Origin of the sequence: Atopobium sp. oral taxon 199 str. F0494 (assembly GCF_000411555.1) — a bacterium.
GTDB lineage: Bacteria > Actinomycetota > Coriobacteriia > Coriobacteriales > Atopobiaceae > Lancefieldella.
Map to the genome: position 1 here is coordinate 834466 of NZ_KE150486.1, position 21579 is coordinate 856044.

The following is a 21579-nucleotide window of genomic DNA, read 5'->3' on the forward strand; positions in this document are numbered from 1 at the left end:
TAAGCCTTGCTTTCACAGCACGGGCCTTGCCTTACTCGTCCTCTTCCAGAGCGGCGGCAATCTCATCGGTAACGTTCATGGTGCTGTAAACGTTCTGAACGTCATCAAGCTCGTCAAGCTTGTCCAGCAGGCGCTGAACCTTCTTGGCATCAGAAACGGACACGTCGGTGGGGGTAGTGGGAACCATAGTGAGCTCGGAGCCCTTGACCTCAATGCCCTGAGCCTCGAGACCCTTCTGGACATCCTGCATCTTGTCATAGGCAGTCCAGACAATCCACTGCTCGCCGGCGTCTTCGTAATCCTCGCCACCGGCCTCAGCAACGGCCATCATGAACTCGTCCTCATCGGTAGCGTTATCGCGATCGGCAACTTTTTTATCATCGGACACGATAACCTTGTCCACTGCAAGCGAGCCGCGACGCTCAAACTGAAAGGCCACGGAACCCGCCGTACCCAGATTGCCGCCCGAGTGTGTAAAAGCGGAACGGACATCGGCAGCAGTACGATTCTTATTGTCGGTCAGGCAATCAACATACACTGCGATACCCGCGGGACCATAGCCCTCGTAGACAATCTCCTCGTAAACGGCCGCGTCGGCGCCGGCGCCAAACGCCTTGTCGATAGCAGCTTTGATCTTTGCGTTTGGCATGGAAACCATGCGGGCGCGAGCGACAGCAGCGGAAAGAGTGGCGTTGTTGTCCGGGTTGGGATCGCCGCCCATCTTCGCGGCGACGGTGATATTGCGGGAAAGCTTGGAGAACAGCGACGAACGCTTGGCATCGATAGCTGCCTTTTTATGCTTCGTTGTTGCCCATTTAGAGTGTCCAGACATTTGCACTCTCCTTTTGTTTACATATAGAGTCAATAGCCTTTATACATTACCCTAAATCACGTTGCGAGAAAACCCTCGGCGCGGGAAACATAACATTTTCTGCACAGCCGCCCGCAGCTCTGCTCGCACACTTACGCGACCACGGAAACATGAATCTGCCGAGCAATTTCATCTACGAGCGCAAAGTCTCCAAGGCCGGCGCTCATGGCAACGTTTCCGCCGGTAGCCATGGCGCGTGTCAAAGCGCCCTCAACATTGCGGCGGTCAGCAAGCCACACGGAAAGAAAGCTTGCCAAAGTCGCGTCGCCAGCGCAGGCCGTCGAGAGCACCTGTACCTGAGCGGCATTGGCATGCCAGATATGCCTCCCGTCCGAGAAGTACGCGCCCTCGCCACCAAGCGTCAACAGGATATTTTGCGCGCCTCTTTGATGAATCTCGCGCAGCGCCCTCACCACGTCAGCTTGATTGCAGACGTTAACTCCAAAGATGGCGGCAACCTCTTCATCGTTGGGCTTAATCAAAAGCGGCCGGCGCTCAACCAGCTCAGCCAGATGAGGATGGGAAATATCCAGAATAAACTCAGCGCCCTTTTGCGCACATACGTCCACGAGCTCGTCATAAAAACTCGCGTCCATCTCAGGCGAAAGCGACCCTGACACCGAAAGCACCTCAAGGTCATCGGCGGCACGCAGCAGTTCAAGCATTTCCTCCTGGCGAGCACGATTCACGGGAGCACCCGCATTGGGGAACTTAAGCTCGCCTTTTGGCGTGGTCACAAAAACGTTCACGCGCGTGATTCCTTCAATCATCACCGGTTTGACCGGACAGATTTTAGACGCTTCCCCTACGATGTACTCTCCCGAAAATCCACCAAAGAATCCCATGATTACACTGGCAACGCCATAGTGTTTCAGCGTAAACGAAACGTTCAGGCCTTTGCCGTTGGGCGTATAGACCGCATTGGTCGTGCGGTTGACACGGTCATATGAGAGCTCGCTGGCATTGACGTTCATGTCAATGGCAGGGTTTGTCGTAAGCGTATAAATCATCGTGGTCCTTCTCGCCAGCTTAGCGCACGCATGCGAAGCGCTTTCCCTAAAGAAAAGGCCCGACGACACGCGCCGGGCCCGTTCGTATCGATGCGTATCGTACGATGTTTTACGCATCACGACAAGACTGAATTATCGGGCGAGAAGAACTACCCCTCCACAACCTTATTGTCGTTTTTTTTGTACTCCGCAGCTTTGAACGCTACAAAGAGAATGCCGCCGACAACGGCGCCGATAAGGATAGCGAGCACCCACATAAGCCCGCCGTCGACAACAGGAAGCACGAGGAAGCCACCATGAGGCGCGGGATCGTGCACGCCAAAGAAGATGGTGAGGATGGCGGCGATGGAAGATCCCAGCATCATGATGGGCATCACGGGCCAAATATTTTTGGTCATGAAGGGAATGGCTCCCTCTGTAATGTGCGTGCAGCCCAAAATGAAGTTGACCAGGCCGGCGTTGCGGTCAGATTCCGTAAAGTACTTTTTGCCCACGATAACCGCAAACGTAGTAATCAGCGGCGGAACGATGCAAGCGGCGGAAACGGCGGCCATAAAGTTGGTGCCAAAGTTATAGGTCGGCGTACCAACACCCGCGGTCAAAGCTTCGGTCAGAAGCGCAGTGCCGGTCACATATGCCGCCTTATTGACAGGGCCACCCATGTCAAAGGCGCACATGCAGCCAATGGCCAAGCCGAGCACAATGGGGCCGGAATTGGCAAGGCCACGCAGGAAGTTCATCATACCGGTATTGATGCTTGCCATAGGACCGGAAATGCCCAGCATGATGAGGCCAACAACAAGAGTCGAAAGCAACGGATACAGGAAGATTGCTTTCAGACCGTCAAGGTTCTTCGGAAGAAACGCCAGCGCCTTCTCAAGTCCCACAATGACATAGCCGGCTACAAAGCCACCGACGATGCCGCCCAAAAATCCAAAGCCGACACCAGCGCCGGCCGGATCAATCATGTTTGTAGTGGGATTGATTGGCAATCCTTGAATGGCAATCATGCCGGCTACAAAACCCGGTACGAGTGCCGGTCTCTTACCGATGGACTCTGCAATGTAGGCTGCCAAAACAGGAACCATAAGGTTCATAGCAATGCCGCCGATAATCTTAAGCATGGCGGCGAAGCTGTTGTACTGAGCACTGGTAGAGTCAAACGAATAGATGCCCCACAAGAATGAAACGGCTGTCAGCACACCGCCGGCCACCACAAAGACCAGCATGTGAGAAACGCCGTTCATAAGATGCTTGTAGATGATATGACCCACGGACTCTTTTTCAGTTGTGGCAACCTCAGCAGCATTGGCGCCGTTTACGACGTCGGCTTCGTTAAGGTCTTCAGCGAGAGAACCCGTCGGTTGCGCCGCAAGTGCACGGTCAATGAGACCGCCCGCATCCTTAATGGCCGCGGTGACGCCGACATTTACCATCGGCTTGCCGGCAAAACGCTCAGCCTGAACGTCCTTGTCGGCAGCCACCACTACCGCCTTCGCGGCTCTAATCTCTGCAGGCGTCAGTTCGTTTTCGATGCCAACCTGCCCGTGTGTCTCAACCTTAATGGTGAGTCCCTTTGCTTTGGCGGCTTTCTCTAATGCCTCCTTGGCCATAAAGGTGTGCGCAATACCAGTCGGACAGCCCGTTGCTGCCACAATGTCATACGTTGACACGTCTGCCATGTTTTGCACTCCTCTCATAACAGGTACCGGATAGCTAAAAGCAACTTCAGACCCTCACCCGACCGGTACGATTTAACCTGTCCTCATACTAAGCCCGAACACCCCTTGAAACAAGCTTCACTCTGCGCGGGACTTCTCACTCTGCAACGAAGCTTCTCACCCCGCAGCGGGCTCTTTCTCTCACTCTGCACGGGACTTCTCGCTCTGCAACGAAGCTTCTCACCCCGCAGCGGGCTCTTTCTCTCACCCCGCAGCGGGCTCTTTCTCTCACTCTGCAGCGGGGTCTCTCACTCCGCGGCGAGCACTTCTTCACCAAAGCGTTCTTTGCGCAGGCGAAGCGCCTCATATGCGCAGCCATACATTGCCGCCTGATTGCCAAGACTTGCCGCTTCGATACGCACGGGGCGGCTGACGCGCAGCGCGTACTCCTCAAAGCGGGCGCGCAGCTCGGTAGCAAAGGTTGCAAATGAACCGGCGACTCCTCCGCCAATCAGATACATGGACGGGTCGACCACACATGAAACCTGCGCCATGGCGCGCGCCAGATACGAGCACATCTTATCGATAGCAAGCGTCGCGCACTCATCACCCGCGGCATGCGCACGGAACACCGAAAGAGTATCTGTCTCGTGCTCAACACTCACAGGCGTCACGCCGCGCCTCTCGCACTCCTCGAGGTACAGGCGAACAATGCCCTTCGCAGACGCGTACTGCTCAAGGCAACCATGACGACCACAGCCGCACGTTTTAGGCTCTTCGGGTTCAACCGTAATGTGACCAATCTCGCCGCCCGCTCCAAACGCGCCTGCCACCAGCTTGCCGTTACAAACTACCCCCGCGCCGACGCCCGTGCCAATAGCAATGAGTACGAAGGAGGGCGCACCCACGGCAACGCCCGCCCACGCCTCACCAAGAGCGGCGGCATTGGCGTCGTTGACAAAGGCCACCGTGGCGTTAGGCAGAGCCGCACTGATGGCCTGCACCAATTCTTCGGGATTCAGCTGCACGTTGGCGAGAAAACCGACGGTGCCGTCATCGGCAACCGGGCCGGGAATATCCAATCCGCAGGCGATAACGTCTTCCGGCCTGCCGTCTCGGGACGCGACAACCTCTTCAAGCGCGTGGCAAACGGTGCGGTACGCCTCCCGCGAGATAAGCGCAGGCGTTGGAACCTTCTCTTCCGTCAGCAACTCTCCGTCAGGCGTAAACAGACCGATTTTGATGCTGGTGCCACCGATGTCAATGCCGAATACGTACTGCATAGTCTCCCCCATCATCAGTTTCCGCGCGCAAGCGCACCGTTCACCAGGTCAGCAAGGACTTCACGAAGTTCAAATCCTGCCGCCTCAACCGCCATAGGAACCAAGGACGTCTCAGTAAGTCCCGGGAATGTTTTAAGTCCCATAACCATGGCCTTGTGGCCGTCCCAAATAAAATCAACACGCGCGAAGTCGCGACAATCATAGGCGCGATACACTTCACGAGCCGCCTGTTCAAGAGCAATGCGGGCGTTTTCCACATTGCCGCCAAGCGCCGCCAGCGACTCATCACGAGCCGGACAGAAATGGTTGACGCGGGAGGTCTCAAGACGAGCATCCGTGTCGTAGATACCTTCAAGAACCTCAATCTCCACGGGCGGAAGGACCTTCTCGGCACCCGGCGTACCCAAGACGGTAAGGCTAACCTCAACACCTTCAATCCAACGCTGGATGATGACGGAATCGTCGTAGGCAAAGGCCGCCATAAGAGCGCTGCCCAAATCGTCCGGACTGTCGACGCGCGAGAGGCCCATAGCGGAACCGCCGTGCACAGGCTTGACCGCCAGAGGAAATCCCGTACCTCCCCCAAGGCGCTCGGGAATAATGTCCAGCGCCTGAGCCGCTCCCAAGTCTTTGAACGCGCTTGCAGGAAGCACCAGCTGAGGCGGCCACACCACCAGCGATTCTCCCTTATCGTACACACGGCGCATTAAAAACGGCATGTCCGCTTTATTCCAGGCGGCTCGGCAGGACGCGGGTCTTGACCCCACATATGGGATACGCAAAAACTCAAGCAGCGCCGGTACCGCGCCGTCCTCTCCGCCTGCCCCGTGCATGCAAATGAAGGCAACCGCGGGCTTTTCCGCCCGAAGCGTCTGTACAAGGTTGGCATCCGCATCAAGCGTCAATACGTCAAAGCCCGACTCGGCAAGCGCTTCAGATACCAGACGGCCGGAAAGAAGCGAGAAGTTCCTCTCAAACGAGGTTCCGCCCATAATGACAGCAACTTTGGCAGCCACAACTACCTCCTGTTTTGATTGGTCGAATACTTGGCCGAATGCTCAGTTGAATACTCGGTCGAATACGTTGAAACGGTCTCAGGCAAGGCGCCCGCCGCACGAAACGCGCGGTACAGTTCCATGCGATCCTGAACGCAGGACGACAGACGGCAGATTGCCTCATGAATATGGTCGGGCGTCTCAAAGGAATAGCACAGGCGCATGCTTGAGGCTCCGCGACCGTCGGGATAACAATTTGTTCCAGGCACATACGCCACGCCCTTTTCGAGCGCCGCCGGAAGCAGCTGGCTCGTATCAAAGTAAGGCGGAAAGGTAACCCAGAGGAACAGTCCCCCTTCGGGATGCGTCCACTGCACATCCTCTGGGAAGCACTCTTCAAGAGCCGCAAGCATAGCGTTCTTACGCTCACGATAGCGCCTCTTAGAAACTTCAAGCGCCGCCTGCCAGTCCACCTCATTGAAATAGTGCTCCGCCAATACCATGTTAAAGGGGCTTGTACACAAGTCCGCTCCCTGCTTGGACAAGTTGATCCGTTCAAGAAAATGGTGCGGCGCCACAATCCATGCAAGACGCAGACCCGGAGCGAATATCTTTGAGGTGGTTCCCAGATAGATGACACTCTCGTCAAGCGCCTTGAGGCGGGTCAGATCCTGACCCTCATAGCGTATCAGTCCGTAAGGATCATCTTCAACTACCGGAATGACAAAACGGTGCGCCAGCTCAAGCAGGCGGTGGCGACGCTCCATGGACATGGTGGTTCCTGTGGGATTGTTGAAGTTGGGGATAACATAGATGAACTTGGGCTTTCTGCCGACGGCGCTCAGCTCTTCGAGCTTGGCCTCAAGCATATCCATTCGCATGCCCTCCGCGTCCATCTCTATACAATGTACGCGGGGCTGATATGCCGAAAATGCCTGAAGCGCTCCGAGGTAGCTGGGACCTTCGCAGATGACGTCGTCACCCGGGTTGAGAAAGACGCGGCCAAGAAAATCCAGCGCCTGCTGAGAGCCGGATGTCAGAACCATATCTTCAGGCTTAGCTTCAACGCCTTGAACCGCAAGGATCTTGCAGACGGCCTGCCTGCATTCCACACGCCCGTCTGAGCTGCCGTATTGCAGCGCTCGCAGACCCTCAACGGTAACGCAGCGCTTAGCGCATTCGGCGACTTCGTCAAGCGGCAACGATGAAATATCCGGCATGCCGCCCGAAAGTCCGATAACATCCGGGCGAGAAATAGCGGCAAACAAATCGCGCACGGCACTTCTGCGCATATGTAGGATACGGTCGGCATAGAGTCCGTCCCACGCGTCAAACGAGATCCTGCTATCGTTCATGAAAGACTCCCCTTATAAAACGCACGCCAACAACGCAGCCCTTCTCGCCAGTCATTCTCGCCAGTCACCTTTTACGCAAGACGTTGTGCACAAGGCGAGAAGTACGATCGAGCCGCCGCGCATTTATCCATCTCGTTAAGTATCGCTCAAAAGAGCGCTCCGGTCGCGTAAAATACTTGATTATATGTAAAAGGTATGTCAACGCATGTTGAGGAGGGTATATGGCTGACGAAAACGGCACCACCCCGTTGAACGCGGCGCTTTCCAACCCGCGAGAAGATATCGCTGAGCTGGATAGACTTGAAAAGAAACTCTTCGCGCTTCGGTACAGCACCAGTGAATTAACGTCGTTTGGTCCGTGCCTCGATCCTGAGAAGGCAACAGAAGAGCGCGGAGAAGCCCTGGCGATTCTGGGTGAACAAATACAAGCGCTTTTAGCAGACCCTCAGGTAGGAGCGCTGCTTGACCGACTTCATGAAAATCGCGCTTTGCTTGACGAAACACAGCGAGCGCAGGTAAAAATTCTGCGCCGTGACCGCGCGCAGTTGGTGGATGTACCGCCTGAAGTGAAGAGCGATTTTGTGCGCCTTACAACCGAAGCCAACGATGTATGGGAAAAGGCGAAGGCGACCAATGACTGGGATTTGTTCGCTCCGTATCTTGATCGCTTGGTAGAAAGTCAGATCAAAATCGCGCAGTATCGCGATGCCGAAAAAGCTCCCTACGATGTACTGCTAAACGATTTTGAGTTCGGAACAAACCGGGCGTTTTACGATCCGTTTTTCGCGAAAATCAAAGATGTGGTAGTGCCTTTAGTGGCCGATTGCATGGCGTCCAAGCACCAGCCCAGCAAAAAACCGCTTGAGGGAACCTTTGACGCCACCCGCCAATGGAACCTCGCACGTGACATCGTTACGCTGCAGGGCATTGATGAAAAGGCTTTTTGGCTCGGCGCGACCGAACATCCCTATACCGCAGGTCCCGGCATCGGTTTTGTCATGGTAGCCTCACATGCCTACGAAGACGACGTCCTTTCCAATGTCTATTCCATGCTGCATGAAAACGGTCATGCCCTCTATGAACAGGGCGTCAATTGGGACTATCGCTTTACGTCCCTTAAAGGCGGCACCTCAATGGGCATGCATGAGTCGCAATCGCGCTTCTTTGAAAACTACGTGGGGCATTCTGAAGAATTCGCCGAGCCGCTCATAAACCTCATGCGCAAGCACTTCCCAGGCCAGCTTGGCCGCGTGACCGCCTTCCAGCTCTTCTCCGCAGCCAATAAGGTACAGCCAGATCTCATCCGCACCGAAGCCGACGAGCTTACCTATCCTCTGCACATCCTGGTGCGCTATGAGATTGAGCAGGCTCTCATGTCCGGCGAGGTAAAAGCCGCCGATGTCCCGGCGCTGTGGGCGGAAAAGCACCAAACGTATCTGGGCGTCACCGTTCCCGACAATACGCACGGAGCGCTTCAAGACGTCCATTGGAGCTGGGGAGAGTTCGGTTACTTCCCCACCTACGCTTTGGGCAGCGCGTTCGGAGCGCAGTTCAAGCACGCCATGATTGAAGACGGTATGGACTTTGCCGCCGTATGCGCTTCCGGTGATCTTACGCCGATTCGCACGTGGCTGGGCGAGAAGATCTGGACGTGGGGACGGGCCAAGGACTCCGACGAGCTTATCCTGTCAGCTACCGGCGAGCCCTTCGATGTGGCCTACTTTACCGACTATTTAGTTACAAAGTTCTCGCGAATTTATGGATTGTCATCGTAGGCTTTCAACGTTGTCCGATATGATTTTCATGCTGGTCTTTCGGCCGGCATGAAATGTTTTACCCAATGCGGCAATTCGGCTCAATGTAGTAAAGGAGTCTGTATGAAAAAGTTTATGACCGAATTCAAGGAGTTCATTGCACGCGGTAATGTCATGGATATGGCCATCGGCATCATCATTGGCGGCGCTTTCACAGCAATTGTTACTTCCCTTGTCAACGACATCATCAACCCGTTTATCAAGCTGATAAGCGGCGGAGGCACTGAGGTATCGGGTCTCTCTATCCCCGTTCCGGGTACGGAAAACGGCATTGACTTTGGAGCGTTTATTTCCGCAATTATCAACTTTTTGATTATCGCTTTGATCGTTTTCCTCCTCGTCAAGGCTGTCAACAAATTTATGAACCGCAATAAAGAAACCGAAGCAGTTGCCACTCCCGTCTGCCCCCACTGTCTTGAAGAGGTTAAAGATGGCGCCACCCGCTGCCCGCACTGCGCCGGAGAGATCTCTGGAGGAGCTCATGTAGCATAAAGGCTGCCTGCAACAACGCACAACCACCTGCATGATGAGCGTGTTTGGCAGTTCAACACTATGCCCTTCTCGTCAAATCAATTGGCGAGAAGGGCATGTCATTGAAGAAGGTAATTGCGCTATATGCGCTTGCCTGCGTGTGTTGAGCTGCGCGCGTTACCCTTCAGGCACATACGAGGTAATAAGCGTCATCGTGCCAGTTAGAGTCAAATCTCCCGAACTGGCAGGCGCGATGAAGTGGCTTCCCCGCGTAAGCGTGTGGGGTTTTCCCGCAGCGGACGTTGCAACGGTGCCGTCGCCCTCAATCACGCTGACGCACAAGAAGGGATAGGGATGAGGCTGCTTCAACATCCTCTCACCAGAAACCACCACACGGTCAACGACAAAGTTGTCGCAGGTCATCAGATTGGTAATACCATCAATCTCCGGAGCGGCCACCTTACCGGAAACGGGCGGTACCAAATCATAGTCAACCACATCAAGGCTCTGTTGAATATGCAGCTCACGGGGCTTCCCGTCAACTCCAAGGCGGTCATAGTCGTACACACGATAGGTAACGTCAGAACTCTGCTGTGTCTCCAGAATAAGCGTGCCACCTTTGATGGCATGAACGGTACCAGGATCAATGCGGAAGAAATCACCTTTGTGCACGGGGATGAAGTTGAGCATATCATTCCACCGGCCCTCGTCAATCATGCACGCCAGCTCTTTGCGATTATGAGCGCGCTGACCGATGATGATGGTGGTATTAGGTTCCGCGTCAAGCACATACCAGCATTCCCGCTTGCCAAACGATCCATTTTCATGTTCAGCGGCATACGCATCGTCAGGGTGAACTTGCACGGACAGATCTTCGCGAGCGTCTAAAATCTTAATGAGAAGAGGGAAACGGTCGCCTTGAGCGGCACCAAAGAGCTCACGATGCTCATCCCAGAGCTCGCTGAGCGTTTTGCCCGCAAAGACACCTGAAGCAACAGTACAGTCACCGTTGGGATGCGCACTGATAGCCCAGCACTCACCTATGTCGCCGTCAGGAATGTCATAGCCAAAATCATCCGCAAGGCGACGACCTCCCCAGATTTTCTCGTGAAAAATGGGAGTCAGCACAATGATGTCATGCGAACAATCATGTGTCGTAGTAGTGCTCATGGTTCTTCCTTACTGCTTAAACGCTGGCGGCGCATACACAACGGAAGCAAAATCATCGGGCTTTGCTGAGAGTTGCTTCATTGTCAGGGTATAGGCGGGAAAATCAATGGTAATTTCACCCGAAGACGCATTTCTTGTAACGGTAACAGTCTCTTTCCGTTCTTCAGTCTGCAACGGAAATACAATGGAGTTGCCCTGCACGGTCCAGTTGACCTCATACATCAAATCCTCGGCGTAAAAGGTTCCCGTACCATCCGACTTAAACGTGATATAGAATCCCATCTGAGATTCCTTCTGGCGATCCTCCAGCGCTTTTTCATCCATATCCGCACGGTCGGGATCTTTCCAATCAAGATAGGTCGCCTGCCAGGTACCTACGATTTGTTTGTCAAAAGACTGCTCCTTTTGAGAATCGTCTTCCTTTTGGGCATCCGGCTCTTTTTGCGTATCAGGCGTCTTCTGATCTTTTCCTGTTTCTTCCTGCTGAGTCCGCCCAGCGCCATCTTGAGGTTTTTGCACGCCGCCGGAGCAGGCCGACAAGGCCAGCGCTGCTCCGATAAGCATGCAAACAACAAGGAGACCAACACGCGTGGTAAGACCTTTTTTGGCGCCTCTATAAGAGGACTCTGACAAGCGGAAGTTATTTGTTGGAGCTGTCATCATAGTATCCGGTCTTATCGCTTACCTTAGTAAACACCATGGTCATCGTACTGCCATCATCATCGTCTTCAATTTCAAGGGTAATCTCACCGTTCTCGCCGACTGTCGCTTCAATCTTGTCGTCATCGGAAGAGCCATACATAACAAGAGATTTTCCGTCAGTAGTCTTCCACTTGAAATAGGCTGACTCGCTTGTATTGCTATCAGGATCGGGAGTAGTCATCTTGCCGTTTCCATCACCTGAGAACTCGAGCGTAAAGTGCAGCCCACTATCACCTATGAAATCTTGATACTCTTCCTTGGTAAGTGTCTGAGTCTCTCCATTCTCGGTAAAGTCTTCATGATCAAGCTCATAGGTCCCGACCAGGCTAGCGGTGTAATCAGCAGATTTTTCTTCTTTTTTTGTCTCCGTCGTCTTGGTTTCCTGAGAACCGGACTTGGAATCATCGGTAATCTGAGGAGCGAGCCAGCTGCATGCAGACAGTGAAAACGCCAGAGTGACACCAATCAGAGCTGTTACCAGTTTGTTGAGTTTCATTTTTCTCCTCCAAAGGTAGCCGTTCATCGGATAGATACATAAAAAATAAAAAATGGGGCGAGAAATACTTCTCGCCCCATTATTGTAGCAATGAAACAGCGCTTATTTGGACGAATCCGAATAATAGCCCGGCTTATCGCTTATCTTGGAAAAAACCATCTTGACCGAGGTGTCATCTTGAGACTCCTCTAGAGTAATTTCACCATTATCCCCTACCGTAGCGGAGACTTTCCCGCTTTCAGAATCGCTTGTAAATGTGATGGTCTTGCCGTCATCCGATTTCCATTTCAAATCGGCTTTTTGAGTATCACCCGTTGCGGTAATCCCCGTCAAAACAGCTGAACCGTCTTCTGAAAGCTCTAACGTTATGTGAATATTGCCCTGTTCAGACAACTGCTTATACTGTTCTTTGCTAATAGACTGGGTTTGCGAACCGTTTTTAAGCTCCATGCTTTCAAGCTCATAGGTGCCCACAAGCGCCTTACCCTTATCTGCGCCACCGCTAACAAGGCCGCTGCACCCCGCAAGGACAAATGCTAATACCGCAGTCAATACGAGCAGTCCGACTTTCTTTGTCTTCATACAAATCCCTTCATAACCGCGCTTTGTAAAAGCGCTTTTCCTGAACAACTGCTCATATCATATCAAATAACATAAAATCTGTAGAAATAGTTTTAAAATTGCTCGTTCGCCAGAGCTTTCAACCCTCCTTGCGTAAAAACAAGCGCAGAGGCAACGTGCTTTTCGGCCTCTTTTCTGGTCTTGTCATTGCGCAAGATGTCGGTAATGGTGGTCATTTCTGTCTGGGCAAGCCAGTCAATGATAAATTCGTCATAGGGCTCAACAAGCGTTAAATCGGGGTACAAAATCAAACGGATGGTCGCTGAAATAACGTTTTTGAACGCCTTCAAAAACGCAATAACGGAAGGATTTTCCTCGTTGTTGAGGATAATTGTCACCACATGCCGATGGGCGTACATAAGGTCAAAAAACTCACTAAGAGTCTCTGCGTCTCCCATCGGTGAACCAAGTTCATTTCGCACGCCTTCTTCTTCGATGCGCTCACGATACTCATCCAGGATTTTAATAGCCTGTCTGGTTACCGGCTGAAGAACGTGTTTGAACAAATCTTCCTTATTGTTAAAGAAGAAGTAAAGCGCACCAGTGGTTACTCCGACACGTGAGCAAATTCTTCTAAGAGAAGCTTTTTCATATCCCTGCTGGGCAAATTCTTCCTCCGCAGAGGCAATGAGCCTCCGCCGCGTATCGCGGCTATCTACCTGTGGTCGCCTCGACATTTGTCGTCTCCTCCAAAAGTCGTAAAAATCCCCCTAGAGAAATAGTACCTAACTTCTGAAGGTTTTATAACAAGAAATGAACTATTTCACGTATTTTCACGAATTAAAACATAACGATAACTAATGTTTTTATTTTCTGTTTTTATGGAATTGCGAGCATACTCTGTCAACAAAAGTATTCAAGCAAGACACAGCTCAGTCTACCGGTCCGCCTTCTGTATTCTGCGCGTAAATTCATCGCACACGTTTGTTTTACGGAGGTACTCGTTTCCAAAAGGATCGATAATGGGAACAAACTTATCAATCGTATCTGCAAAATGCTGCGTAATCTCATGATGGTTACGCGGATCGGCAAGCGTATACCCACGCGCACAGGACGCCTGATACAATCCCACTTCTTTATTCAACTTGAAGCTGCTAAATTCACAATCGGCACAGTGAAGCCCCGGCATTGACTCTCCTCTTTCACGGTAGACACGGCAGCTATCTTTCGCCGTCATTCAGACATGCCACTATACTCCTAGAGTATGTCCTGTTCAATCCTGTTGCCTTAGCACGTCGTTTCGCCGGAAACCTGCTTCAAAGAGACAGTCTCAGCAGCTACAGGCACTAAAGACTCCTGCAAAAACGGCTCTTTTTCAACAAACCGAAAAGGGACGCGATGCCGCTCCAATGCCGCTCTGTCGTCATCGCTCAACTCAATACCCGATTCTTGCAGATCAAGCAGATGCTCAGCCCAAAGCTGATCCATAGTCAAACCAAAGAAATCAGCGATAATCTTTGCCTTGTCAAAGGATGGCCATTTACGGCGCTCAGTGCAGATATATGAGACATATGCTCGTGACCAGTGGGAAAAATCACAAAGATCAACCTGACGCTTACCGGATTCACCAAGAAGCCGTGCAACAGTTCTACCAAGGCCGAGTTCCGTCTTTGTCTCTACTCCTGTTCTGCTCATCTCAGGACCCCCATCTGCAAACTTTAATGACATGTATCTGTCATTATCTGTAATGATACTACAAAAAAATCTTGATATATCTATTGTTATGTTTGCAGATAAAATGCTCATTTTTATTGATGTACTAACACGTTATGAATGAACATAACACTACTTTCATTTGTTGTATTCATAAACAATACATTTTTATATGAGAATATTCATCTTTGGCAAAAATACTTTACCTTCCTTCAGATAAGAGTTTTTCTTTCCGCAGTTCAGCCGCAACTCGTTTTCGCCATTACCATCTACAGAAAACCGAAAACCGTTAATCCGAGTGAACCATGACGAAGCGGCAATGTTCACGATAATAAAGATTATGTCATTCGAGGGAGGGCTCGTGAGTGATCATATCGCGCAAAAAACAATCACCTATCCATCAGCAGACGGCGTCTCAACAGTAGTTGCAACCCTGTGGCTGCCACCTTCTGACGTCTCCTTGAAAGGTATCGTCCAGATCAGCCACGGCATGGTTGAGCACATTATGCGCTATGAGGCGTTTGCGTATGCTCTCTGTAACGCTGGATATATAGTAGCAGGTAATGATCACATTGGACATGGCCGCTCAAGCGCTCCTGAAGCACGAGGTGTACTCAATCCTCTCAAAGGTTCAGACATCCTTATCAAAGACACCGATACCCTTCGGCACCATATGACCGAACAATTTGGCACATCGCTTCCCTATGTTCTTTTTGGACACTCAATGGGAAGTTTTATCGTCCGAGCCTATGCCGGCAGATACAACGAAGACTTAGCCGGCGTTATCGCCTGTGGAACCGGTACTGTTTCTCCGCTTCTGTCAGATATAGGATTTGCCGTTGCTCATCATCTGTGCAAAACAAAAAGCATCGAGTACCGCTCTGCCTTCGTGGATAATCTCGGCATCGGCGCCTACGCAAAAGCGGTTCCGGGGCCAACCAACTATGAATGGCTTTCCTATAACCAAGAAAATATAAGCTCATACATGGCGGATCCCGCTTGCGGATACATGTTTTCCGCAGGGGGATATGCCGCGCTTGCGAAACTCACCAAAGAAGCTTGTTCAAAAACGTCAGCCTCTCATATCCCGTCAACGCTTCCGTTCCTTTTTATCGCCGGCGCGGAAGATCCAGTCGGAGCAAACGGCAAAGGCGTACGCAAAGCGGCGCAGCTTACCAAAGACGCGGGCGTCACCGACGTTACGACAATTCTGTATCCCCATATGCGCCATGAAATTCTCAACGAGGATGCGCGCGAAACGGTCTTTAACGATGTCATCAGCTGGCTAGGGAGTCACCATGGCAACAATACCTCAACACGATAAGTATGTCATCGCCCTCGACCAAGGGACCACTTCCTCCCGAGCAGTGCTCATCAATCACGAAGGCCGCGTGGTCGACCTGGTACAGCGCCCCTTTGCGCAAATTTATCCGCAGCCGGGCTGGGTTGAGCACAACCCGCAAGATATCCTTTTCTCTCAAATTGGCGCCCTTACTGAGCTTATAACCAAACACGGCCTCACCGCCGATACCGTCGACTCGATTGGCATCGACAACCAGCGTGAAACTACACTGGTGTGGGATCCTGCCACCGGCGCTCCTGTATGCAACGCAATCGTGTGGCAATGCCGCCGCACCTCTGAACTTGTCGAGGAGATTTGCGGTTCTTCTCGCGTGAAAGAACTGATTCGCAAGAAGTGCGGTCTGCTCCCCGACGCCTATTTTTCAGCCAGTAAAATTCGCTGGATTCTTGACACCGTAGCCGGAGCGCGCGAGCGCACCGAAGCCGGCGATCTGCTCTTTGGCACCGTTGATACCTGGCTCATTTGGGTGCTGACAGGCGGTCTTGTACATGCAACCGATGTTTCCAACGCAAGCCGTACGATGCTCTACAACATTCACGAGAACTGCTGGGATAAAGAGCTGCTCGCCCTCTTCGACATCCCCGAGTGCATGCTTCCGGAAGTGCGGCGCTCATCGGGTTTCTTCGGCGAAACAAGCTATCCGGGTCTTCCCGCTGGTATTCCTATCACGGGCGTGGCCGGCGACCAGCAGGCCGCCCTTTTTGGTCAATGCTGTTTTGAGCCGGGGCAGGCGAAAAACACTTACGGAACCGGCTGCTTTATGCTGCTACACACTGGAACAAACGCCCATATGAGCAAAAATAACCTAGTCACCACCATTGTCGCCTCACCGCCAAATCAACCAAAGACCGAATACGCGCTCGAAGGCTCCGTATTTGTCGCCGGCGCGCTGATTCAATGGCTTCGCGATGAGCTTGGGTTAATTCAGACGGCAGCCGAGACATCGTATCTGGCAAAGAGCGTTTCCGACACAGGCGGAGTGTACATAGTCCCCGCCTTCACAGGACTTGGAGCCCCGTGGTGGCAGCCTGACGCGCGAGGCGAGATTACTGGCCTCACCCGCGGAACCACCCGAGCTCACTTGGTACGAGCCGCTCTTGAAGCGCTCGCGTACCAGATTAAAGATCTGGCGGACGCCATGAGTTCTGATTGTGGCCATGAGCTTGCCGCGCTGAATGTTGACGGCGGCGCATCGGCAAACAATTTCCTCATGCAATTTCAGGCGGATTTGTTAGGTTGTACGCTGAGAAGACCGCAAAACACTGAAACAACCTCACTGGGCGCCGCGTATCTGGCGGGTCTTTCAACGGGCTATTGGAGCAGCACGGAAGAACTGAAGGCGCTGCGTCAATCTGACGAGATTTTTGTGAGAAAAGCGTCTGAGAAAACGATGGAGCGTCTTTTTGACGGCTGGCATGTAGCTGTCAGACGAACGATGCAATGACGGTCTTGCGAACATGTCATTGTGCGGACAGGCCAACGCAACTATAGCAACGTCTTCACAGAGCGCTGCCGAATTGTGAGGACAGAGCGAGTTTAGGGCAGACTAAAGCAGGAGGACTTCTCGGAGCCTGCCATAGGACGGAGCTGCAACAAGTGTGCGACCACGAGGTAAATCACGCCCCGTCCTATGGCCACGTTGTCTCGAGAATCGAGAAACCGCAATTGGTGCAAACCAAAAGCCGCCAACAAAAAACGAGTATTGGGGGATGCTCGTCTCTTTCTCAACGTATCACTATTGTTAGCAGAAAAAACTTTTTATATAAGCGAGAAGTGCAAATTTCTTGTAAAAGAATATAACACCTACAAATAATTGGCAAGTTTCAAACAGACAATCACGCCCGTCGCTATAAAGGGCACAAAGGGAAAAGTTGCGTTATATATAAGGAATGAACTGCTCTTTTGAGAACTTTGTGCCTCTTTTTGTTTTCTTTTGAGATTGGCTATCCGCCATCCATACAAGAACATAACACTTGTGACGCATGCGATAAACATCACCAGCATCATACTCTCAACGCCAAAAATTCCCGCAAGCGCAGAAAGCAGCTTTATATCGCCCCCTCCGATGCCTGCACGCCCGCATATGAACCTCGCTATTCTTGAGGTGACGAGAAGCACTGTCAGAGTGTAAAAAAGACTCACCAGAAACCACATTGCTCTTTCACCTGCTGCATTTCCTTCAGGGTGTGAGCCTGCCACTGCATCAAGTATTCCTATGACAGCGATGCAGAGAGGTATTTGATTGGGAACTTTTCTTGTTTTAACGTCAATAACCGATGCGATTGCTATCACTATCAGTACAAGCGCCACAGCAAGCGGCGACGGCCGAGTCAAAGCGTCGCCTCTCATATGCCCGCCACCTCCCCTCCGGATCCGTCTCTTATATCCTTATGCACAGCGTAGCTGAACAACACAAATTACTGCTTCACAAAAGCGGGTATTTCTCACGAAAAAGAGCTGGATACTACCAGTGCGCTACCGAAAAAGACCGATGCAGAAGCGCTTTGGAGAGCGCGATATTTGTATGCCTTCACCGGTTTCGTCAACTATCGGTCAGATTCGAATTTTGTACTGCCACCGTGCGCATTTTTCGTATTGCCGCTGTGCCCTTTGCAACGCCGTTGTGCGACTTTTTTGTACCGTCACCGAGCGCAGGCAACTCCGCTACACTCATGTCAGTGCACCGTACAGGTAATTGAGCGAAGGAACTCCATGGCTGATTCAGGCTACAAGGCAAAACAAATGATCGTTATGAGGCGTGATCTTAAGATGCGCAAAGGTAAAATTGCCGCGCAGGCGGGACACGCTTGTGTTGAAGCAACGCTTATGGCACTTGCGCGCGAGCACCGCCTCTCACAGGTACGCGTCAACGCCGCTGAAAGCTGGGTGTATCTCGACCATCAACAAGGTGACGCAACGCCGCTCTCAGACTGGTTTGACGCAGGCGTCGCAAAGGTATGCGTCTATGTAGACTCAGAGGATGCCTTACTTGACCTCTATGAACGCGGACGCGAGCTCGGTTTTGCCGTCGCTCTCGTACGAGATGCGGGGTTTACGGAGTTTCACGGCGAACCAACGTTTACCTGCCTTGCTTTCGAGCCCCTTACAGCAGATCTCATCGATCCCCTCACGGGCGAACTGCCGCTCTTCTAGGACGTCTCTTTTAGAGCAGAAAGCACCTGCCCATAACCTCGTCGTATATGACCGCTACCAAAAACGAACCGGCAGCCGCTATCAAGATTGCCGTAGCCCATTCAATACCGGCCGGCGCAAGATGTTTGATTCGGGAGTCCAGTTTCCCGTCATCGTCAATATGCGTTTCCAGCGCGGTAATGTCTTTCGTAAAGCCGCGCTGCTTTTCCGCATATTCGCGCCCGGAGAATAACATGCCCACACCGGACGCAATGATTCCCAAGGAAGAAACCACATACAGCACGCGGCGCGTCCAGTCAGATCCAATCTCAATATTGCCGCCCGAGGTCAGAGTAGCAAAAAGAAAGACGAAAATGCCTAGTCCAACGGCCGCGATCATACCGTAGCCAAAGGCCACAGCCGCGCTCTTTGCAACAACCTGTACGCGAGAAGAACTTCTCGGCCGGTCGGTTTTTATAGTCATGCTTATCCTTTCGCGGCCCTGGGGCTTCTCGCTTGCTACTCTTTTGCAGAGCCGCAAGCGCTCACTCAATTATTGTCCGCCCTCGATGATACAATCACTGCAATACATAGCTCAAGGGAGACGTCTATGCGCATTGGATTTGACAACGATACCTATATCAGCATGCAGGCGGAAAGGATTCGCCAGCGCATCGGCGAATTCGGAGGAAAGCTCTACCTGGAGTTTGGCGGAAAACTGTTGGACGACAACCATGCTTCCCGCGTACTTCCGGGATTCGAACCGGATTCAAAAGCTCGCATGCTGCAACAGCTTGCAGAAGAGGCGGAGGTTGTCTTTGCCATCAGCGCCGCAGACATTGAATCGGGCAAACGTCGCAGCGACATCGGCGTAACCTATGCCGATGACGTCTTGCGCCTTATGGATGTGTTCCGCGGGCGGGGACTTGCTATCGGCGGCGTAGTCATTACACGCTTTTCAGGACAGCCAAAAGCCGAGGCCTATCAAACGCGCCTGGAAAACATGGGTATACCGGTCTATCGTCACTATCCCATCAAAGGATATCCCGCAAATATCGACCTCATCGTTTCGGAAGACGGTTACGGTAAAAATGAATACGTCAAGACGACGCATCCGCTGGTGGTCGTAACGGCTCCGGGTCCCGGATCGGGCAAGCTCGCGGTCTGTCTTTCCCAGCTGTACAACGAAAACTCTCGCGGCGTGAAGGCAGGATACGCAAAGTTTGAGACGTTCCCCGTTTGGAACCTGCCCCTCAAGCATCCGGTAAACGTCGCCTATGAAGCGGCGACGGCAGACCTTGACGATAATAACGTCATCGATCCGTATCACCTGGAGGCTCACGGCGTAATCACCGTCAACTACAACCGCGATGTTGAAGCATTTCCCGTGCTGAAGGCGATTATGGAAAAGATTGCCGGCGAAAGCCCCTATCAATCCCCCACTGATATGGGCGTCAACATGGTAGGAAAGTGCATCACTGATGATGATGCCTGCCAGGACGCAAGCCGCAACGAAATTGTCCGCCGCTGGTTCAGAACGGCGGAACGCTTTGAGCGCACCGGCATGGGAGAGCGCGAACTCGACAAGATCAATCTTCTTATGAAGGAAGTCAGAGTTGACCAGAATTACTCCCCCGCGCACGCAACTGCCCTACTAAAGGCCGAAGTTACCGGAAAGCAAGCCGGCGCTCTAGTAACACCTGATGGCACCGTCATTACCGGCAAGGCCTCGGAGCTTCTTGACGCAAGCGCCTCGGTGCTTCTCAAGTCACTCAAATACGTTGCGCATGTAGATAAGAAGGCTTTTATCGTTTCCAACGAAGCCCTGGAGCCTATTTGCAGCCTGAAGTCGGCAACCCTGAAAGAAAAACAGCACGCGCTCACCGCCGGCGAAATGCTCATCGCGCTTTCCATCAGCTCCATCTCAAACGACCTCGCAAAGCAAGCGGTCGCTTCCGCAGATCTGCTCAGAGGCTGCGACGTGTACTTCTCGTCCATTATTCCTCGAGACGATGAAGACGTTTTTCGAAAACTGGGCATCAACGTATGCTGCGAGCCTCTATTTGAGCAGGGATCGTTTTATCACCAGTGAGCACGCGATCAACAAAGAACCGCTCAAAAAAGACAGCCGCGCGCCATCTGATGAACCGTCGTGTCATCGGGCTCGGACTGCTGCTTATGGGCATCGTCTTTGCCGTTGCCCTTATAGAGTCCTGCACCCATTCTCGTCTCTTTCCTTTCCCAAAAACGCCTCCATCCGTCAATCAGACGCCGTATGACTGGAGCAATCTGCAGCGAGATAACAAAGGGCGCCTGAGCTATATTCGTGACGGCAAAACCCTTTCACGCACGGGCATCGATGTTTCTTCTCACCAGCAGACAATCGACTGGGGTGGCGTCGCCCAGGACAGTATTTCATTCGCGTATATCCGCATCGGCTTTCGCGGCACATCAGAGGGATCTCTGAGCGCAGATAGTTTCTACGAGCAAAATATCGCCGGAGCTAAGGCCGCGGGACTTGACGTGGGCGTGTATTTTTACTCGCAGGCCATCACTGAGGACGAGGCTCGCGAAGAAGCTCGGTTTGTTTTGCAACAGCTCAACGGGCAGACTCTTGACTATCCCGTAGCGTATGATTTGGAACCCTCGCCTGACGGCGGCGGTCGCGCGGACAATTTGAGCCAAGAGCAAGCAACGGCTCTTGCCAAGGCATTTTGCGATGAAATCAGACGAGGAGGCTATCGCGCCATCGTATACGGCAATGCCTATGACCTAAGCAGATACGATCTCTCAACGCTCTCGGAAAACATCTGGCTCGCTCAATATGACGGTGTACCTGACGGATCGATATCATTTGTTATGTGGCAATACACCTCAAAAGGCGAGGTCAACGGCATCTCAAGACCCGTAGACATTACGCTTGACTTGTCTGACGTCGCACAACTCGCGTCTGAGTCGCAGCAACATCAGTAGCAGCTCCAG

The 21579-nt window shown here is 52.4% G+C and carries 22 protein-coding genes; 7 read left to right on the plus strand and 15 right to left on the minus strand.

The genetic code is table 11. The features are described 5' to 3' along the window. Positions 1 to 31: 31 nt before the first annotated feature. The 6 genes from HMPREF1527_RS03710 to HMPREF1527_RS03735 all read right to left on the minus strand — a co-directional run bounded on the left by HMPREF1527_RS03710 (position 32) and on the right by HMPREF1527_RS03735 (position 7175). Positions 32 to 832 carry a YebC/PmpR family DNA-binding transcriptional regulator gene (locus HMPREF1527_RS03710; RefSeq protein WP_016477362.1) on the minus strand — a complete coding sequence of 267 codons (801 nt, stop codon included), beginning with the start codon at positions 830 to 832 and terminating at the stop codon, positions 32 to 34. Positions 833 to 963: 131 nt separating this feature from the next. Then, a complete protein-coding gene (locus HMPREF1527_RS03715) occupies positions 964 to 1881 on the minus strand; it encodes a 1-phosphofructokinase family hexose kinase (protein WP_016477363.1) in 918 nt (305 codons plus the stop codon). A gap of 149 nt (positions 1882 to 2030) precedes the next feature. Further along, complete coding sequence (locus HMPREF1527_RS03720) at positions 2031 to 3563, minus strand: PTS fructose transporter subunit IIC (RefSeq protein WP_016477364.1); 1533 nt, start codon at positions 3561 to 3563, stop codon at positions 2031 to 2033. Positions 3564 to 3850: 287 nt separating this feature from the next. Beyond that, positions 3851 to 4825: an ROK family protein gene (locus HMPREF1527_RS03725; protein WP_051113114.1), complete on the minus strand. Its 975-nt coding sequence runs from the start codon at positions 4823 to 4825 to the stop codon at positions 3851 to 3853. A gap of 14 nt (positions 4826 to 4839) precedes the next feature. Beyond that, entirely contained in the window at positions 4840 to 5841 is a 1002-nt protein-coding gene (locus HMPREF1527_RS03730) for a D-alanine--D-alanine ligase (protein ID WP_016477366.1), read from the minus strand. Positions 5842 to 5843: 2 nt separating this feature from the next. Continuing rightward, positions 5844 to 7175, minus strand: a complete 1332-nt coding sequence (locus HMPREF1527_RS03735; protein ID WP_016477367.1) for a PLP-dependent aminotransferase family protein — start codon at positions 7173 to 7175, stop codon at positions 5844 to 5846. A 221-nt stretch (positions 7176 to 7396) separates the two neighbouring features. On the opposite strand from HMPREF1527_RS03735, the gene HMPREF1527_RS03740 reads away from it, so the two are divergent. Together HMPREF1527_RS03740 and mscL are read left to right on the plus strand one after the other, a co-directional pair. After that, the gene (locus HMPREF1527_RS03740; RefSeq protein ID WP_016477368.1) at positions 7397 to 8950 is read left to right on the plus strand and encodes a carboxypeptidase M32; all 1554 of its coding nucleotides are present in this window, start codon (positions 7397 to 7399) and stop codon (positions 8948 to 8950) included. Between the two features lie 102 nt (positions 8951 to 9052). Further along, the gene (mscL, locus tag HMPREF1527_RS03745; RefSeq protein ID WP_016477369.1) at positions 9053 to 9481 is read left to right on the plus strand and encodes a large conductance mechanosensitive channel protein MscL; all 429 of its coding nucleotides are present in this window, start codon (positions 9053 to 9055) and stop codon (positions 9479 to 9481) included. A gap of 156 nt (positions 9482 to 9637) precedes the next feature. Here the strand turns inward: mscL and HMPREF1527_RS03750 are convergent, their stop codons facing one another. The 7 genes from HMPREF1527_RS03750 to HMPREF1527_RS03780 form a co-directional block, all read right to left on the minus strand. Beyond that, entirely contained in the window at positions 9638 to 10630 is a 993-nt protein-coding gene (locus HMPREF1527_RS03750; protein WP_016477370.1) for a type I phosphomannose isomerase catalytic subunit, read from the minus strand. A gap of 9 nt (positions 10631 to 10639) precedes the next feature. Continuing rightward, a complete protein-coding gene (locus tag HMPREF1527_RS03755; RefSeq protein WP_016477371.1) occupies positions 10640 to 11290 on the minus strand; it encodes a lipocalin family protein in 651 nt (216 codons plus the stop codon). Continuing rightward, positions 11271 to 11828 carry a hypothetical protein gene (locus HMPREF1527_RS03760; protein WP_016477372.1) on the minus strand — a complete coding sequence of 186 codons (558 nt, stop codon included), beginning with the start codon at positions 11826 to 11828 and terminating at the stop codon, positions 11271 to 11273. Before HMPREF1527_RS03760 ends, HMPREF1527_RS03755 begins: the two co-directional genes overlap by 20 nt. Before the next feature lie 102 nt (positions 11829 to 11930). Beyond that, a complete protein-coding gene (locus HMPREF1527_RS03765; protein ID WP_016477373.1) occupies positions 11931 to 12410 on the minus strand; it encodes a hypothetical protein in 480 nt (159 codons plus the stop codon). A gap of 92 nt (positions 12411 to 12502) precedes the next feature. Beyond that, positions 12503 to 13126, minus strand: a complete 624-nt coding sequence (locus HMPREF1527_RS03770) for a TetR/AcrR family transcriptional regulator (protein ID WP_016477374.1) — start codon at positions 13124 to 13126, stop codon at positions 12503 to 12505. 200 nt (positions 13127 to 13326) lie between these two features. Continuing rightward, entirely contained in the window at positions 13327 to 13578 is a 252-nt protein-coding gene (locus HMPREF1527_RS03775; RefSeq protein WP_016477375.1) for a hypothetical protein, read from the minus strand. Between the two features lie 98 nt (positions 13579 to 13676). Further along, the gene (locus HMPREF1527_RS03780) at positions 13677 to 14084 is read right to left on the minus strand and encodes a helix-turn-helix transcriptional regulator (RefSeq protein WP_016477376.1); all 408 of its coding nucleotides are present in this window, start codon (positions 14082 to 14084) and stop codon (positions 13677 to 13679) included. 379 nt (positions 14085 to 14463) lie between these two features. Here HMPREF1527_RS03780 and HMPREF1527_RS03785 point away from each other — a divergent pair, with 379 nt between their 5' ends. Both HMPREF1527_RS03785 and glpK read left to right on the plus strand, forming a co-directional pair. Then, positions 14464 to 15426: an alpha/beta fold hydrolase gene (locus HMPREF1527_RS03785; RefSeq protein ID WP_016477377.1), complete on the plus strand. Its 963-nt coding sequence runs from the start codon at positions 14464 to 14466 to the stop codon at positions 15424 to 15426. Then, complete coding sequence (glpK, locus tag HMPREF1527_RS03790) at positions 15401 to 16909, plus strand: glycerol kinase GlpK (protein WP_016477378.1); 1509 nt, start codon at positions 15401 to 15403, stop codon at positions 16907 to 16909. The genes HMPREF1527_RS03785 and glpK overlap by 26 nt, the downstream gene beginning before the upstream one ends. A gap of 359 nt (positions 16910 to 17268) precedes the next feature. Here the strand turns inward: glpK and HMPREF1527_RS03795 are convergent, their stop codons facing one another. After that, complete coding sequence (locus tag HMPREF1527_RS03795; protein ID WP_016477379.1) at positions 17269 to 17814, minus strand: A24 family peptidase; 546 nt, start codon at positions 17812 to 17814, stop codon at positions 17269 to 17271. A 363-nt stretch (positions 17815 to 18177) separates the two neighbouring features. Here HMPREF1527_RS03795 and pth2 point away from each other — a divergent pair, with 363 nt between their 5' ends. After that, the gene (pth2, locus tag HMPREF1527_RS03800) at positions 18178 to 18618 is read left to right on the plus strand and encodes an aminoacyl-tRNA hydrolase (RefSeq protein ID WP_016477380.1); all 441 of its coding nucleotides are present in this window, start codon (positions 18178 to 18180) and stop codon (positions 18616 to 18618) included. A 10-nt stretch (positions 18619 to 18628) separates the two neighbouring features. Here the strand turns inward: pth2 and HMPREF1527_RS03805 are convergent, their stop codons facing one another. Beyond that, a complete protein-coding gene (locus HMPREF1527_RS03805; RefSeq protein WP_016477381.1) occupies positions 18629 to 19081 on the minus strand; it encodes a hypothetical protein in 453 nt (150 codons plus the stop codon). Positions 19082 to 19207: 126 nt separating this feature from the next. On the opposite strand from HMPREF1527_RS03805, the gene HMPREF1527_RS03810 reads away from it, so the two are divergent. Next, positions 19208 to 20689, plus strand: a complete 1482-nt coding sequence (locus tag HMPREF1527_RS03810; RefSeq protein ID WP_016477382.1) for a DUF1846 domain-containing protein — start codon at positions 19208 to 19210, stop codon at positions 20687 to 20689. Beyond that, on the plus strand, positions 20686 to 21570 hold the full coding sequence (locus HMPREF1527_RS03815; protein WP_016477383.1) for a glycoside hydrolase family 25 protein: 885 nt from the start codon (positions 20686 to 20688) through the stop codon (positions 21568 to 21570). The genes HMPREF1527_RS03810 and HMPREF1527_RS03815 overlap by 4 nt, the downstream gene beginning before the upstream one ends. Positions 21571 to 21579 lie beyond the last annotated feature (9 nt).

Bases quoted from the DNA above. Each gene is read 5' to 3' on its own strand.
- HMPREF1527_RS03710 (WP_016477362.1), bottom strand. From the start codon at position 832: ATGTCTGGACACTCTAAATGGGCAACAACGAAGCATAAAAAGGCAGCT.
- HMPREF1527_RS03715 (WP_016477363.1), bottom strand. From the start codon at position 1,881: ATGATTTATACGCTTACGACAAACCCTGCCATTGACATGAACGTCAAT.
- HMPREF1527_RS03720 (WP_016477364.1), bottom strand. From the start codon at position 3,563: ATGGCAGACGTGTCAACGTATGACATTGTGGCAGCAACGGGCTGTCCG.
- HMPREF1527_RS03725 (WP_051113114.1), bottom strand. From the start codon at position 4,825: ATGCAGTACGTATTCGGCATTGACATCGGTGGCACCAGCATCAAAATC.
- HMPREF1527_RS03735 (WP_016477367.1), bottom strand. From the start codon at position 7,175: ATGAACGATAGCAGGATCTCGTTTGACGCGTGGGACGGACTCTATGCC.
- HMPREF1527_RS03740 (WP_016477368.1), top strand. From the start codon at position 7,397: ATGGCTGACGAAAACGGCACCACCCCGTTGAACGCGGCGCTTTCCAAC.
- mscL (WP_016477369.1), top strand. From the start codon at position 9,053: ATGAAAAAGTTTATGACCGAATTCAAGGAGTTCATTGCACGCGGTAAT.
- HMPREF1527_RS03750 (WP_016477370.1), bottom strand. From the start codon at position 10,630: ATGAGCACTACTACGACACATGATTGTTCGCATGACATCATTGTGCTG.
- HMPREF1527_RS03755 (WP_016477371.1), bottom strand. From the start codon at position 11,290: ATGACAGCTCCAACAAATAACTTCCGCTTGTCAGAGTCCTCTTATAGA.
- HMPREF1527_RS03760 (WP_016477372.1), bottom strand. From the start codon at position 11,828: ATGAAACTCAACAAACTGGTAACAGCTCTGATTGGTGTCACTCTGGCG.
- HMPREF1527_RS03765 (WP_016477373.1), bottom strand. From the start codon at position 12,410: ATGAAGACAAAGAAAGTCGGACTGCTCGTATTGACTGCGGTATTAGCA.
- HMPREF1527_RS03770 (WP_016477374.1), bottom strand. From the start codon at position 13,126: ATGTCGAGGCGACCACAGGTAGATAGCCGCGATACGCGGCGGAGGCTC.
- HMPREF1527_RS03775 (WP_016477375.1), bottom strand. From the start codon at position 13,578: ATGCCGGGGCTTCACTGTGCCGATTGTGAATTTAGCAGCTTCAAGTTG.
- HMPREF1527_RS03780 (WP_016477376.1), bottom strand. From the start codon at position 14,084: ATGAGCAGAACAGGAGTAGAGACAAAGACGGAACTCGGCCTTGGTAGA.
- glpK (WP_016477378.1), top strand. From the start codon at position 15,401: ATGGCAACAATACCTCAACACGATAAGTATGTCATCGCCCTCGACCAA.
- HMPREF1527_RS03795 (WP_016477379.1), bottom strand. From the start codon at position 17,814: ATGAGAGGCGACGCTTTGACTCGGCCGTCGCCGCTTGCTGTGGCGCTT.
- pth2 (WP_016477380.1), top strand. From the start codon at position 18,178: ATGGCTGATTCAGGCTACAAGGCAAAACAAATGATCGTTATGAGGCGT.
- HMPREF1527_RS03805 (WP_016477381.1), bottom strand. From the start codon at position 19,081: ATGACTATAAAAACCGACCGGCCGAGAAGTTCTTCTCGCGTACAGGTT.
- HMPREF1527_RS03810 (WP_016477382.1), top strand. From the start codon at position 19,208: ATGCGCATTGGATTTGACAACGATACCTATATCAGCATGCAGGCGGAA.